The sequence below is a fragment of the Pontiella sp. genome (genome assembly GCF_041622395.1).
In the GTDB taxonomy this organism is placed as follows: domain Bacteria; phylum Verrucomicrobiota; class Kiritimatiellia; order Kiritimatiellales; family Pontiellaceae; genus Pontiella.
On the sequence record NZ_JBFJYW010000063.1, the window covers coordinates 1 to 14,212 of the forward strand.

General features: G+C 60.3%; 15 protein-coding genes. 6 read left to right on the forward strand and 9 right to left on the reverse strand.

Features of this window, described 5'->3' with window-relative positions; genetic code table 11:
- Positions 1-382 (forward strand): PLP-dependent transferase (locus ABYO54_RS05450; RefSeq protein WP_372807229.1); only part of this gene is annotated, 382 nt, incomplete at its 5' end.
- On the opposite strand, the gene ABYO54_RS05455 is transcribed toward ABYO54_RS05450, so the two are convergent.
- From ABYO54_RS05455 to ABYO54_RS05470, 4 genes are all read right to left on the reverse strand, one after another.
- A complete protein-coding gene (locus ABYO54_RS05455) occupies positions 338-1,177 on the reverse strand; it encodes a glutamate--tRNA ligase family protein (protein WP_372807230.1) in 840 nt (279 codons plus the stop codon). The genes ABYO54_RS05450 and ABYO54_RS05455 overlap by 45 nt on opposite strands.
- On the reverse strand, positions 1,177-1,794 hold the full coding sequence (locus tag ABYO54_RS05460; RefSeq protein ID WP_372807231.1) for an N-(5'-phosphoribosyl)anthranilate isomerase: 618 nt from the start codon (positions 1,792-1,794) through the stop codon (positions 1,177-1,179). Before ABYO54_RS05460 ends, ABYO54_RS05455 begins: the two co-directional genes overlap by 1 nt.
- A 4-nt stretch (positions 1,795-1,798) precedes the next feature.
- On the reverse strand, positions 1,799-2,476 hold the full coding sequence (locus ABYO54_RS05465) for an FMN-dependent NADH-azoreductase (protein WP_372807232.1): 678 nt from the start codon (positions 2,474-2,476) through the stop codon (positions 1,799-1,801).
- Between the two features lie 95 nt (positions 2,477-2,571).
- Positions 2,572-3,564: an aldolase catalytic domain-containing protein gene (locus ABYO54_RS05470; RefSeq protein ID WP_372807233.1), complete on the reverse strand. Its 993-nt coding sequence runs from the start codon at positions 3,562-3,564 to the stop codon at positions 2,572-2,574.
- A 572-nt stretch (positions 3,565-4,136) separates the two neighbouring features.
- On the opposite strand from ABYO54_RS05470, the gene ABYO54_RS05475 reads away from it, so the two are divergent.
- The 4 genes from ABYO54_RS05475 to ABYO54_RS05490 all read left to right on the forward strand — a co-directional run bounded on the left by ABYO54_RS05475 (position 4,137) and on the right by ABYO54_RS05490 (position 7,720).
- Entirely contained in the window at positions 4,137-4,796 is a 660-nt protein-coding gene (locus ABYO54_RS05475; RefSeq protein WP_372807234.1) for a hypothetical protein, read from the forward strand.
- The gene (locus ABYO54_RS05480; RefSeq protein ID WP_372807235.1) at positions 4,796-5,698 is read left to right on the forward strand and encodes an ABC transporter permease subunit; all 903 of its coding nucleotides are present in this window, start codon (positions 4,796-4,798) and stop codon (positions 5,696-5,698) included. Before ABYO54_RS05475 ends, ABYO54_RS05480 begins: the two co-directional genes overlap by 1 nt.
- Positions 5,695-6,618, forward strand: coding sequence for an ABC transporter ATP-binding protein (locus ABYO54_RS05485; protein WP_372807236.1), 924 nt, complete (start codon positions 5,695-5,697; stop codon positions 6,616-6,618). The genes ABYO54_RS05480 and ABYO54_RS05485 overlap by 4 nt, the downstream gene beginning before the upstream one ends.
- Positions 6,619-6,721: 103 nt before the next feature.
- Positions 6,722-7,720: a transposase gene (locus ABYO54_RS05490; RefSeq protein ID WP_372807237.1), complete on the forward strand. Its 999-nt coding sequence runs from the start codon at positions 6,722-6,724 to the stop codon at positions 7,718-7,720.
- Positions 7,721-7,733: 13 nt separating this feature from the next.
- Here the strand turns inward: ABYO54_RS05490 and ABYO54_RS05495 are convergent, their stop codons facing one another.
- The 5 genes from ABYO54_RS05495 to ABYO54_RS05515 form a co-directional block, all read right to left on the reverse strand.
- Positions 7,734-8,177 carry a dihydrofolate reductase gene (locus ABYO54_RS05495; RefSeq protein WP_372807238.1) on the reverse strand — a complete coding sequence of 148 codons (444 nt, stop codon included), beginning with the start codon at positions 8,175-8,177 and terminating at the stop codon, positions 7,734-7,736.
- Positions 8,177-9,049 (reverse strand): thymidylate synthase, encoded by an 873-nt coding sequence (gene thyA, locus ABYO54_RS05500; RefSeq protein ID WP_372807239.1) that lies wholly within the window; start codon positions 9,047-9,049, stop codon positions 8,177-8,179. Before thyA ends, ABYO54_RS05495 begins: the two co-directional genes overlap by 1 nt.
- Before the next feature lie 182 nt (positions 9,050-9,231).
- A complete protein-coding gene (gene lpxB / locus ABYO54_RS05505; RefSeq protein ID WP_372807240.1) occupies positions 9,232-10,359 on the reverse strand; it encodes a lipid-A-disaccharide synthase in 1,128 nt (375 codons plus the stop codon).
- 63 nt (positions 10,360-10,422) lie between these two features.
- The gene (locus ABYO54_RS05510; protein WP_372807241.1) at positions 10,423-11,250 is read right to left on the reverse strand and encodes an LpxI family protein; all 828 of its coding nucleotides are present in this window, start codon (positions 11,248-11,250) and stop codon (positions 10,423-10,425) included.
- Positions 11,251-11,314: 64 nt separating this feature from the next.
- Positions 11,315-12,643 carry an ankyrin repeat domain-containing protein gene (locus ABYO54_RS05515; protein WP_372807242.1) on the reverse strand — a complete coding sequence of 443 codons (1,329 nt, stop codon included), beginning with the start codon at positions 12,641-12,643 and terminating at the stop codon, positions 11,315-11,317.
- Positions 12,644-12,796: 153 nt separating this feature from the next.
- Here ABYO54_RS05515 and ABYO54_RS05520 point away from each other — a divergent pair, with 153 nt between their 5' ends.
- The gene (locus ABYO54_RS05520; protein WP_372807243.1) at positions 12,797-14,023 is read left to right on the forward strand and encodes a pyrophosphate--fructose-6-phosphate 1-phosphotransferase; all 1,227 of its coding nucleotides are present in this window, start codon (positions 12,797-12,799) and stop codon (positions 14,021-14,023) included.
- The last annotated feature ends 189 nt before the right edge of the window (positions 14,024-14,212 follow it).

Genomic DNA, 14,212 nt, shown 5'->3' on the forward strand with positions numbered 1-14,212 from the left:
GATCAACCGGACCGCGCTCGAAGTGGCGGAGTTTCTGACCGGGCATCCGGCGGTCGAATCCGTCTACTACCCGGCCTTGACCGACCCGCACGCGTACGACCGGGTGCGCCGGCCCGGCGGCGGCTATGGCGGGTTGCTCTCGTTTGTGCTGAAGAACGCGGAGAAACATACCGAAGGGTTCTACGATGCGCTGGAAATCACCAAGGGGCCCAACCTCGGCACCAGCTTCAGCCTCTGTTGCCCCTTCACCCTGATCGCGCACTACCACGAGCTCGACTGGGCCGAGGCCGCCGGAGCGTCGCGCTGGCTCATCCGCATCTCGATCGGCCTCGAACCCTCAGAAGAGCTGGTGGCCCGGCTCGGCCGCGCTCTCCCGGCTTAAGGCTTGGGCCATCACCTGTTCGGGCGTTGCGCCGGCGGCGCGGAGCTCGGCAATGCTTTCGGAGCGCTGGCGCTTGCTGAGCTTTTTCCCCGCATCGTCGAGCAGCAACGGATGGTGGAAATAGCGGGGCAGCGGGGCGCCGAGCAGTTGCAGCAGCTGGATTTGGCGGGCGGTGCTCAAGAGGATGTCCTCGCCGCGAACGACGAGATCGACGCCGTGCCGGATGTCGTCGCAGACGCAGGCGAACTGGTAGGTCCATTGGCCGGCGCGATCGCGCAGCGAGAAGTCGCCGCACTGGACGCGGGGGGTTTGGCGCTGTTCGCCGAGGTTGAGGTCGTGGAAGACGATTTCGCCGGCGGGCACCCGCAGGCGGACCGTGTTGCCATCGAGCGGGAGCCCTTTATCGGCGCAGGTGCCGGGATAGCAAAGCTCCCCCTGCCCCGACTGCCGTTCCAGGATTTGCTTGCGGGTGCAGTCGCACCCGTAGACGAGACCGCGGTCCCGCAAGTGCCGCAAGACGGCTTCGTAGTGCTTGCCGCAATCGCTTTGGCGGAAGTCCGACGGGCCGGCCGCGGTTGCCGAGGTGATTCCGAAGTCGGGCACGAAACCGAGCCACTCCATGGTTTCGAGGATGCCGGTTTCGTATTCGGGCCGGGCGCGGCCGAGGTCGTGGTCTTCGATGCGGCAGAGGACCTTGGCCCCCATTTTTTGGGCGACGCCCCAGACATAGTGCATGTGGAGGACGTGGCCGAGATGGAGGTAGCCCGTCAGGCTGGGCGCAAAGCGGGTGATCATCACGCACCCCGCGCAGCGGCCATGAAGGCCTCGACCTTGGCGAGGTCCTTGACGCCGGGCTCGAGCTCGACGCCGGAAGAGACATCGACCCCCCACGGCTTGACCTGGCGGATCGCCGTCGCGACGTTTTCGGGGGTGAGGCCGCCGGCGAGCAGGATCGGGGTTTCGACCGATTTGACGAGGTCGCGGGCTTTTTCCCAATCGCAGGTTTCGCCGGTTCCGCCGACGGTCTTGGGGTCGTAGGAGTCGAGCAGGTAGCGGTCGAACGGGAAGGTGGATTCGGAAAAGTAGAGTTCGTCCGGTTTGAGGGCGCACCAGACTTCGAGCCCCCGGAAGAGTTCGCGGTCGAGCGTCCAGCCGCTGGCGATTCGGTGGATCTGGAGCACGTCGAGACGGGCGTGCTGGGCGGCATGGGCCAGCTCGGCCTCGGAGGGCGCCACAAAGACGCCGACGCGCTTGATGCCCGCGGGCGTCTCCCATTGGCCGACGGCCTTGGGATCGATGTAGCGCTTGGAGCGGGGCCACTGGATGAAGCCGAGCGCGTCGGGTTTAAAAGCAGAAATCTGCCCGAGGTCGCCCTCGGAGCAGATTCCGCAGATCTTGACGAATGTGCCCATGGGCCTATTCAGCCGTGGCCTCTACGCCTTCCGGCTCGGAAAGGTCGAGGTCGGCGATGTCTTCGGCGATTTCGCCGGCGGCCTCGAGGGCCAGTTCCTTGCGCTCGTCGCAGTCGTCGAAGAAGAGCGGGTTCTGGCCTTCGGCCCAGACGATTTCGATATCGTCGATGCCGATAAAGTCGAAGGCGTGGCGGGCCTGGCGGGTCAGCGCATCGCGGTCGTCGTCTTCCTTGTAAACGCCGCCGGAAGCGACGAGCAGCACGACGGACTTGATTTTGTGCAGGGGCTGGACGCCGTCTTCCTTGCTGATGTCGAAGGTCAGGCCCGGGCAGAGGACTTGGTCGATCCAGGCTTTCATGATGGCGGGGACGCCGAAGTTCCACATGGGCATGGTGAGCACGAGCACGTCGGCTTCGTTGAAGAGTTCGGCCTGCTTGGAGGCATAGTTCGTGGCCATGTCCTCAACCTTGGTGGGTTCGTATTCCTCGTCGAAAACGGGATTCCACACCCCACGATAAAGCTCGTAGGAATAGAACGGAGGCTTTTCGTCGTAGAGGTTGACGTTGACGAGCTCCACGTCGGGCTTCAACTCGATCAGCTTGCCGAAGAAAGCGGCGGCGAGTTGCTTGGAAACCGATTCTTCGGTCGGCTTCGGGTTGGCGCAAACATGCAAAACATTCATTGAAAAACTCCTTTTCTATCCCCAGTCGCGGGGAGGTTTCAAAAATTGAAGAGGTGGTTATAACTCAATTTAAGAGCGGCTTACAAACAATTCCGCTAAATGGCTGCTATTTCATCGTAGAAGCCCAGATAATCGTCCTTGCGGTCGGAGTCGCGCAGGGCGATGGCGGAGCGCGGGTGCTCGTTGTAGTGGCCCGTGATCATGTAGGGAATGCTATAGCCCCAATCGATTTTCTGGCTCAACGGATGCATGGTATCCTGCACGAACTTGAGGATCGGGCGGATGTTGAACTTGGGGTTTTTGAGGAAGCCGACCATCAGTTCGGTGGGGCAGTTTCCGGCACCGCGCCCCATGCCCATCATGGTGGTGTCGAGCAGCTTGACGCCGGTGATGGCGGCATAAATGGTGTTGGCGTAGGCCAGTTGCTGGTTGTTGTGGGCGTGGATGCCGAGGGTTTTGCCGGTCTTCTTGTAGCGTTCGATCAAGTCGCCGATCTGCTCGTAGTAGAGCGAGCCGAAGCTATCGACCACGTAGAGGAAGTCGATTTCCTCGACCGAGGAGATGACCTCGAGGCCGTTGTCGAGTTCGTAGTCGGGCACGGTTGAAACCGCCATCAGGTTCAGCGCCACTTCATAGCCCTTCTGCTTGGCATCCTTGACGATTTTCAGCGCGGCGGGGATCTGGTGGATGTAGGTGGCGACGCGGATCAAGTCGATGACGCTTTCGCTTTTGGGCAGGATGTCCGCGGGATTGGTGCGGCCGGTATCGGCCATGACGGAGAGCTTCATCTCGGAATCGTTATCGCCAACTTCGCGGCGGAGGTCCTCTTCGTCGGTATACTTCCACGGCCCGCAACCCGTTCCGGCAAAGAGCTTTTTATCGGCCTTGTAGCCGACTTCCATGTAGTCGATGCCGCCGGCCACGCAGGTATCGTAGACCCGTTTGAAGAAGCCGTCCTCGAACTGGTGGTTGTTGCAAAGCCCGCCATCGCGCACGGTGCAATCCAAAATCTTCAGGTTGGGGTCGAAGGTCACCCAGCCCGCGCTTTGGTCCGCGGGCTCTCTGCTGGTCTCTTTTGCCTTAGTCATTTTTTTCTCCTTTAAACCGGTTCCTTTTTTGACGGTCTCCACTTTTCCATTCATGCGCCGCAAGGCTTCTTCACGGTCCCCCGTCTGCAGCGATTCCGAGTACTGAATACCATCGATCCGCTGTCGCCAGTAGTAGATCCCGCCCCGCAGCTTCAGATTCCTGATCCCTGTTCCCTCAAACGTTGGCATACGCATCACTCCCGATGATCACACTTTCTGCATGTGATGCGCATTGATGCGCCTTTTGTCCACGAATGTCAACCTTGCGATGCAATGCGTTTACAGCCGCCGCCTGCCACGCGCCTTCGGCGAAGCTACGGCGGACCCGCCGGCCAAACGGCCTCTACATTCGCGCAGTGAACGTTCGGCGCGTAGCGAACGTTTCCCCGAAGGGAACCGTTGAAAAACAACAGAAGCGACACCACTTTGCTCTTCCCATGTCGGAACTTTTTCCTTGTTTGGGCAATGGACCTATAGCATACGTTGAAAACGAAAGCATAGTTGCCGGCCGGCATCCTCGGGAGTGTGCCTACACCGGCTGAAAAGCGGCTTTCGATCTGCCATGGGGCCACATGAAATCACTAGCCACGCTCTTAATCTGCTTTGTCGTCGCCTTTTTCCTGGGCCGATGGACGCCGCATTACGACCTCCAGCAGGCGCAACGTCAAATCAAGGCGCTTAAAGAAAAAACGGCGCAACGGGAGCCGGGTTCCGGCACCCCCGTCACCGGCATGCTGGGGATTGGCAAGGTGAACGAACGACGCCGCTCCGGTGCTCGCAACCCGGGCGGAACCAATGCCCCGCCTGCGCAGGTCGCGAACAAGAGGAGGCCGGTTTCGGGGGAGGAACGCCTCGATCAAGCGATTGAATTATGGAACGTGCGAACACGGCTCGCCCGGGCCTCCTTCATCGAGCGCATGGGGGCTGGGGAGGAGGAGATCAATGATTTTGATGTCCTAATGGCAGCGCTCAACCTGCGTGCCGAAGCAACCATCAGCAATTGGGTCGCACGGATTGAACAGCAGGAGCAGATCACGTCCGAAGACGGTATCCGCATGGTCAGCGAACTCCTCGACTGGGTGGTACTGACCTACGATGAAATGGATCGCAAGCTTCCGGCCAACTGGCGGGAAGGCGTCGGGGACGAGTTCCGACTCATTGAAATGATTGATCCACAGGTGGCCGCGCCGCTGCTCAGGATCGAAGGCCGGTTGGGCGAGGTTGATTTTTAATGCAGCCCTCGCCCGTTAAAAGCATCTGGATCCACGCCGTGCATGAGGTGCGGGATGCCTTCCGTAGCCGCCGGGCGGTTTTCCTCTTGCTGATCTACCTCGCGGGGTCCGTCGCGGCATCCTCTTTTTTCATCAACGGCATGAAAAAGGTCGAAGACCGCCTGCTGGAGACGCTCAAGCTGGCGGAGTCGGATTCCGTCGGCACGGTGACCCAGACCCTGTGGGAAACCGGATTCATTCGGCACATGCTCAACGACACGGTCAAAAACGAAGCCCTGACCGACCATATCGTCAGCCAGTCGCCCATCTCGATATTCTACTGGTGGTTGAGCTGCACCTTCGCACCGCTGGTCATGATGCTGGTCTCGACGGCGCGCATCGCCGAAGAACGGGCGATCGGCTCGGCCCGCTTTGTGCTCTACCGCACGTCGCTGTCCAGCTGGGTGGCCGGCAAGTTTGTCGCTCAGGCGGCGCTGCTTTTGCCGTCGCTCCTGCTGAGCGCGCTGGGGGCATGGCTGGTGGGCTATTTCCGCTTGTCGTTTTTTAATCCGGTTGCAACGGCCATGCAGCTTTTGATCATCTCGCTGAAGGTCGTCGTGTACACGTTTTCCTACGTCGGGCTGGCCATCGGCGTTTCGCAGCTCACCCGTTCCGCCAATTTGGCGACGGTGCTGGGTTTTACCGGGGTCATTGCGCTCTCCATCACCGCCGCCGTCAGCAACCACTTCCGGGGGACCGGCGCGTTGCTGAACATCCCCTATTGGCTGACACCGCAGGCCTACCGGCTGGATCTGCTCTGGCCGGAACCGGCGCACGTCCTGCCAGCCGCCATCATGCTGGTGCTGCTCGGGGTGCTGTATCTCCTGCCGGGATACTATATCCTGAACAGGAGGGATCTATGACGCCCGCATTCCGCGTTGATGGATTGGTCAAGCAGTACCGGCGAACCCGCGCACTCGATGGCTTGAGCCTGACCGTGCCCCAAGGCAGTATTTTCGCGCTCGTCGGCAGCAATGGCGCCGGCAAGACCACCCTGATGTCGATCGTCTCCGGGCTCGTCAAGCCCGACCGCGGCGCCTGCGATGTGCTCGGGCACGGACCGTATAGCGCGGCGCGTCACGCCGGGCTGGTGGCGATTCTTCCCCAAGACTCCGTTCCGCCCCGCCATGCCCGCATCGACCACCTGCTGCACTACTACGCCCGGCTGCAGGGACTGCACCGCGCCCCGGCGCGCGCCGCCGTACGCGAGGTGCTCGGCTGGGTCAATCTTGCCGACAAAACGACGGCCCGCGTGAGCGAGTTGTCGCACGGCATGCTCCGGCGCTTTACCATTGCCCAGGCGTTTCTCGGCAATCCTGAAATCGTGCTGCTCGACGAACCCATGAGCGGGCTCGACCCGGTCGAGGCCGCAAACATCCGGAACCTGATCCGCAGCCGGCGCGGGCGCCAGACCATCGTCATCAGCAGCCATATACTGCATGAACTCGAAAGCGTGTGCGACCAGGTCGCATTCATCGAAGCCGGAAGGCTCATGCGCCAGAATTCCATGAAGCACGTAACCCGGCATGGCCGGCAGATTAACATGAACATCACAGGAACGCCGCCGCTGGCCCGGTTGCAGGAACTGGTTCCCGAACACGCGGTCGAGTTTGATGCGGCCGCTCAAATGCTGCGCATCCATCTAACCGGCCAGCCGACCGCTCTGGGCAGCATTAATGGGCTGATCATTCCGGCACTGCTCGATGCCGGCTGCCAAATCATCGAAATCGTGCTGGGCTCCAACCTGGAGCACGAATACCTTAACCAACGCCAGGCACGATAACCCCTTTTCCCACACGGGAAAGAGGGGTCAAAAGAGGGGTCAGCCCGCACAATGCGTCATTTCGATGGTTGACCTGCTGGTGGACGCGGCGTAGTTTTCGAGTATGCCCAGATCAATCAGACATGAATATCCCGGAGCGGTATACCATGCGATGTGCCGCGGCAATAATGGACAGTCGATTTTCAAGGAGGATAAGGGGCGGCGCCTTTTCCTTGCGACACTTGAAGAGGTTTGTGAACAGACGGGCTGGATGGTTCATGCTTATGTGTTGATGTCGAACCATTACCACTTGCTGCTGGAAACCCCGGAGGCCAATCTGGTGACGGGAATGAAATGGTTTCAAGGTGCCTATACGCAACGTTTCAATGCGATGTTTCAATGTCGCGGCCATTTGTTCCAAGGGCGGTACAAGGCGCTACCCATAGAGGCGGGCCAAGATTCATCCTATTTCCAGGCGGTTGGGAACTATATCCATTTGAATCCGTTTCGCGCGGGAATGGCAGGTTCGGGTTTGGATCGGCCACTTGAGCATTACACGTGGAGCAGTTATCCGGCATATGTGGGCCGGGTAAAAAGGGTGCCAGCATGGCTTAACCGGGTTCGGTTGCTGAATGCTTGCGGATTAGATGGAGAGGCTTCAGGGGGTTGGATGCAATACCGGGACTTTTTGGAGTTTCAGATGTCTGGATCGCAAGAGCCTTTCGATGAGATGGTGGCGAAGCAGTTGAAAAGAGGGTGGTATGTTGGAGGGGAATCCTTTCGAGGATGGCTTTCCAAAAAATTGCCGGATCATTCGGATAATTTGCGTGGCGATCAGCGCAGGGCCCATGACGAAGCGGAGGCTGAGCGGCTACTTGACAGGGCGTTGGTCGTATTAGGCGTGAGTGAGTCGGCATTGGTGGGGATGAAAAGCAACAGGCCGGAAAAACAGGCGGTTGCTTGGCTATTGAAAAAATCAACAACCGTCACAGGTGTGTGGATTGCGGATCGGCTGAAGATGGGGAGTCGGGCCAACCTATCCCGGGCCTTAAGTGCTTTGAATAACGAGATCGATTCGGAAAGAAAAGAGTTGAAGCAGAAAATGACGCAATGTGCGGGCTGACCCTTCCGCCTGATCAGTTTGCCCTTTTATAGGAAACAATCGAATATTCGTCGGTCTCTTCGAGGATCTCCGCGGGCACGAAACCGTCCAGCCATTGGGGATTGAAGAAGGTATCGCCCTCGACCACTTTTTTCACCGTGGTCACCATCAGCCGGTCGCACTGCGGAATCATCAGATCATAAATCGCCGCGCCGCCGCAGACGATGGCATCGGCCGGAACGTCAACCGGATTGGAAACGGCGGAGGCCCCTTCAAAGCGGGCGTCGGGATTGCGGGTGAGCACATAGATGTCGCGCCCTTTCAGCGGCGGCAGCCCCTCGAAGGTGGTGCGGCCGACCACGATTTTCCGACCCATCGTGGTGCGCTTGAAAAACTGCAAGTCGCCTTTGCAACGCCACGGCAGGCCGCCGTCCTTGCCGATGACTCCGTTTTCAGACCGGGCAACAATCGCAATCATTAAACCGCGACCTCGCCTTTAATGGAGGGATGGGATTCATAGCCGTCGAGCGTGGCATGCTGCCACTCCCAGTCGAAGATCGAGTCGTAGCCTTCCAGCCGCAGCGTCGGCGGAGCAAAGGGCTCGCGCTTCATCTGCTCGTCGAGCTGGTCGAGGTGGTTGACATAAATATGGGCATCGCCGAGGAAGCCGATCAGTTTGCCGGCCTTCATGCCGCACTCCTTGGCGATCAGTTCCAACAGCAGGCCGTACGAAGCAATATTGAACGGGATGCCGAGAAAGATATCGCACGACCGCTGGTTCCAGAGCAGGTCCAGCACCCCCTCGTTGCAGAGCAGCTGATAGGAATAGTGGCACGGGACCAGCGCCATCTGGTCGAGCTGCTGCGGATTCCAGGCATTCACCAGAATACGGCGGCTGTCCGGATTGGTCTTCAGCGTTTCGATGGCTTTCGCCAGCTGATCGATGCCGCCGGTGAAATTTTCGGCGCCGAATGCATAGTGGCCGTTGAAGTTGCGCCACTGGAACCCGTAGATCGGGCCGAGGTCTTTTTCCGCCGCCATGGCTTTATAGGTGGCCTCGTCGTGGCCGTACGGCACTTTGGCCGGCGAGCACCACTCGTTCCAGATTTTGCAACCGCGCTCCTGGAACCACGATTTGTCGGTCACGCCCTTGATGAAGCCCTCCAATTCGACCCGGAGGGTTTTCCACGCCATCTTTTTGGTCGTGAGCAGCGGGAAGCCGTTGGCCATGTCGTAATCGATCATACAACCGCTCACGGAAATGGTATCCGTGGCCGTCCGGTTGGTTTTCTTTATTCCCTCCCGGAGGACTTTTTCAACAACCTGTTTGTAGACCTGATCAATATTCATGCTTCGGCGGTTTCAGTGTTCGGTTTTATCAAATGAGTGCGAAAAGCTAGCACGCCCGATCGATGATCGGAATTCCAAACGTTGGAAATGCGCCGCGAATGCCTCTAACCACTCCGCTCGAAGGTGGGCTCGGGTAAAGCCGCCGCTACGAGGCGGCTTGGAGCCGACGCGGAGCGCGGGCGCTACTCCCCGCCAAGAATGGCGGCCACGTTTTCGGCGGCTTTTTTTGTGCCCAGCAGCCGGCGGACCTCGGCGTAGCCCGCGAGCATGGCGGCGCGTTCGGGCGTATCGGCCATCAGCTTCGCGGTTTCGGCGGCCAGGGTTTCGGGCGCGGCGTCGAGCTGGATCAACTCGGGGCAGACGGTTTTTTGCGCGATGATGTTCACCAGCCCGATATGGGAAATCTTCACGACCGACCGGGCGAACCAATAGGTGAACGCGCTGGTTTTGTAGACGAGGATGTGCGGCGTCCCGATCAGCGCGGTTTCGAGCGTCGCCGTGCCGGAGGTGACGATCGCCGCCTCGGCCTGCCGCATCAGCTCGCGCGCGTTGCCGCGGATGACCTCCAACCGCGCAGGCTTTTCCCGGGACCGGGCCATCTGTTCGTTGACCAGGTTTTCGATCCGGGCGTTGGGCGAGGCGATCATGAAAGAGACGTCGGGGAACGCCGTTTCCAACCGTTTCGCCGCGGAAAGAATGGTTGGGAGAATGCGCAGGATCTCCTGTTTTCGACTGCCGGGAAGCAAGGCGATTCGGCGCTCCGAACCCCACGGAAGCTCCGCCGACGGCGCCGCGAGAAAATCGTCGATCTGTTCGACCAGCGGATTGCCGACGAAATCGACCGTCAAATCCGTTGCCTTGAACAGCTCGACCTCGAACGGGAAAATCACCATGAGACGGTCGATCACCGCCGCCATTTTCGGGATCCGCTTCTTGTTCCAGGCCCACACCTTCGGGGAAATGTAGTAGAAAACCTTCACGCCGCGCTTCTTGAGTTCGGCGGCCAGGCGCAGATTGAAGCCGGGATAATCCACCAGCAGGGCCTTTTCCGGCTTGCGCGTATCGACCTCGGCGAGCACCTGCTTCATGACGCCCTTGAAAAAGCGGTATTGCTTGAGCACCTCGACAATGCCCATCACGCCCATGCGGTCGGTATGCTGCAACAGCTCGACGCCTTCGGCCTTGAGATGGTCGCCGCCGATGCCCCAGCAGGCGGTGTCCGGCGCACGGTCCTTCAGTGCGCGAATCGCCCCCGCCGCATGCAGGTCGCCCGACACCTCCCCCGCCACAACTAGAATCGATTTCTTCATTTCGATATATTTCCGACAAAATAATTTCCAAATTCCGAACGCAGAGTAATCATTTTGTCGAACCTAGTCCTGCCCTGTCTCAATGGCCACGAAGGCCATGTTGTATTGATCGGCAAGGGCGATGAGCTTTTCCTTTTCAAGCAGGATGGTTTTTCCCGCTTCGACCGCCAGGCACGACACCTTCGCCCGCTTCATCACCCGGAAGGTCTTGGCGCCGACCACCGGGATATCGAACCGCATGTCGTGCCCGTGCTTCGGCACCTTCACGACGACGCAGCCGGCCTTGCCGACCTTGCCCGCGCGCCGAATGGTCCGGTTGGTGCCCTCCCAAGCCTCGACCGCAATAATGATCCCGTCCTTGATGGCGACGGTCTGGCCGATCTCGAATTCGCTGGTGCCCTTCACCAATCTGAGGCCGAGTTCGATATCGGCCTGCTCGCGCGCGGTCGGCGCACGCTGGCCGAGCACCCCGGCCGCCGGGGTGTAGCATTCCATGAACGAATTGCCCGGCAGCACCTCGATGCCGAGCTTTTCAATCTCGTCCGCCGCCGTCCCGAAAATGGTATGGGCGTTGCGGGTCTCCAGCGACCGGTAAAGTTTTTTAGCCAACGCATCCAACCGCAGGTGGAACACATTGTTCATCCCGATTTGGCCCACCAGCACCGCATGCCTGATGCCGGTGGCGGCCAGCGTATCGAGAAACAGCTTGAAGCTGCCCAGCGGAAGCCGGTGGAACTCGTCGGCCAGCGCCGCCATCTCCCGGTTGGTTTCGCCCTTGAAGCCCACCACCACGATGCGCTTGACGCCCGCCGCGCGCGCGGCCCGGGCCAGCATCCGCGGATAGGCGTCGCGCCCGGCAACAATGATGAGTGATTCTGGAACGTCGTTCATGCCGTCCATACTGCCAAAATCCGGCGACGCGACAAAATGATTAAGGTCAAAATGATTTGGCCCGTCATTCGGAGACGGAATCGATGGAGGCGGAATCGACGGCGTTGGTGAAGGCCTCCGGATGGTCGCGCCGCTGCACCATTTCGAGCAGGCCGGCAAGTTGCTTGCGGCGCAGCAGGTCGTGGGCGGTCTCGCCGGAGGCATTGGGGATGCCGACATCGCCGCCGGCATTGATGAGGAAGCGGGTGGTGCGGTAGTTGCGCGCCAGGATCATCCGGTGCATCAGCGTATCGCCGTTGGCCAGGATGCGATTGACGTCCGCCCCGGCATCGATCAGCCGATCGGCGATATCGTAGTGCCCCCCCCGCAACGCATAGTCGAGCGGGGTAAGGTCTTGGTCGTCATGCAGTCCGGTCATGCCCGGGATTTCGAGGAACAGCTCCACCAGCTCAATATGCCCGCCGCTGACGGCGAGATGCAGCGGCGTGAGATGGATGAAATTGAACTTGCGCGGATCGGCGCCGCCGTCGAGCAACAGGCGGGTTCCCTCGAGACTGCGCTTGCGCACGGCGTAGTGCAACGGGGTGTCGCCGCGGCGGTCGAAGGCGTTGACATCCGCGCCGGCGGCGAGCAGGAGCCGGACGATCGGGAGGGCATCGGCCTCTGCGGCCCGCATGAGCGGGGTGCGGTAGGTCAGGTCGCGTGCGTCCACCCCGGCCCCGGCGTCCAGCAACGCCTTTACGGCTCCCTCGAGCCGGTGCTCGACCGCAGGGTGGATCGGCGGCGTGCCGTCGCTCGCGGGCGCATTCGGATCGATCCCGTTTTCCAGCAGGACGAGCAACATCGGCAAATTGGCAAGCGATACCGCGACCGGATCGCGGCCCGCGCCGCCCAGATCGTTTTTCGAAGCACCGAGGCGGATCAGCCGGTCAACGGCCTGGGGCATATTCTCGCGGAAGGCCACCTGCACCAGCGTTTCCCCCTCCTTGCCTTCGGTTTTTACCAACAGCTTCGGATCGGACTGGATGCGCTCGACCAGCGCGTCCAACTGGCCTTCGCGCAACAGCACGAACTCGCCGAGCAGTTGATGCGATAGGTTGTTGAGGACGATCCCGCCAGCAACCAGCAGAAGAACAAAAAAACCCATCGCGATCGGCCACCACGGGACGTTGCGCGCTTTCCTCTTTTTTTGGTAATCGGCGGGCTTTGCCGGGCGCAGCGTGAACAAATAGATCAACAGGCCAAACCAACCCAGCCCGCATGCCCCGGTAAAGACGAGTGCAAAGTTGAACGAGCTCCGGTCATCGCCGATCTCCAACGTTCGCCAAAAGTTCCACGCCGCCAAACCGCCCAAAACAGCCACGACCGCCAACAGCCACAAGCTGAGCTTCACTCTTTCCCGTACGATGAATACATCTGCCATGTCCCACGTCTACCCCAACGCGCGACCAACCGCAATCCCCATCGTTTCCGCTTGCGTTTTTCCCGTCGATTCCCATTATGTCCGCTCATTTTTCAACCACTTAAACGAAAAGGAATTAACACCATGGCTGTTAAAAAAGTTGCCCTGTTGACTGCGGGCGGTCTCGCGCCCTGCCTCTCCACTGCGGTTGGCCGCCTGATCGAGCGCTACACCGAAGTTTCCCCCGAAACCGAAATCATCGCCTATGTCGGCGGTTACAAAGGACTCCTGCTCGGCGATTCGATCCAGGTTAACGGTGAAATCCGCAAAAACGCCGCCATCCTCTACGAGCACGGCGGATCGCCGATCGGCAACAGCCGCGTCAAACTGACCAACGTCAAGGACTGCGAAAAGCGCGGGCTCGTTAAACCCGGCCAGGATCCGCTCCAGGTGGCGGCCGACCAGCTCGTCAAAGACGGCGTCGACGTGCTCCACACCATCGGTGGCGACGACACCAACACCACCGCCGCCGACCTGGCGGCCTACCTCGCCGAAAACGACTACAAACTGATCGTGGTCGGCCTGCCGAAGACGATCGACAACGATGTCTTCCCGATCAAGCAATCCCTCGGCGCCTGGACGGCCGCCGAAGAGGGCGCGAAATATTTCGCCAACGTGGTGGCCGAGCACAACGCCAACCCGCGCATGCTCATCATCCACGAAGTCATGGGCCGCAACTGCGGCTGGCTGACGGCCTACACCGCCAAGGTCTACCATGAAAAGCTCGAACAACTCGACTTCCTGCCGAACATCGGCCTCTCCAAGGAGCGCAAGGATGTCCACGCCATCTTCGTTCCGGAAATGGAAATCGACATCGCCGCCGAAGCCCAGCGCCTCAAGAAGGTGATGGATGAGATCGACAACGTGAACATCTTCATTTCCGAAGGCGCCGGCGTTGAGTCGATCATCAAGGAAATGGAAGCCGCCGGCGAAGAGGTTCCGCGCGATGCCTTCGGCCACGTGAAGCTCGACGCCGTCAATCCGGGCGCCTGGTTCGGCAAGCAGTTCGCCAAATTGCTTGATGCCGAAAAGGTGCTCATCCAGAAGTCCGGCTACTTTGCCCGCGCAGCGGCCTCCAACGAGGAAGACCTCAAGCTCATCAAAGCATGCTGCGACGTGGCGGTCGAATCCGCCATCGCCGGCATCGGCGGCGTGGTCGGCCACGACGAAGACCAGAACGACGAGCTCCGCGCCTGCGAATTCCCGCGCATCGCCGGCGGCAAGCCGTTCGACATCGACGAACCGTGGTTCGGCGAACTGCTCGCCGACATCGGCCAGCCCAAAGGCGCCAAGGTCGTCGTCGCGCACTAAGCGTGAGGCGTGACGATTGAGGCGTGATGATTGAGGCGTGACTGAATGCGCGTGGTTGAAAATCACGCCTCACGTTTCACTCGTCACAATCGCGCCTCACGATTCACGAAACAAAAAGCGTCCCGCTCGCGGGGCGCTTTTTTCGTGTTGCGCTGCGCCCGGCCGCAGCCCGTTCGTTCAAGGAAACGC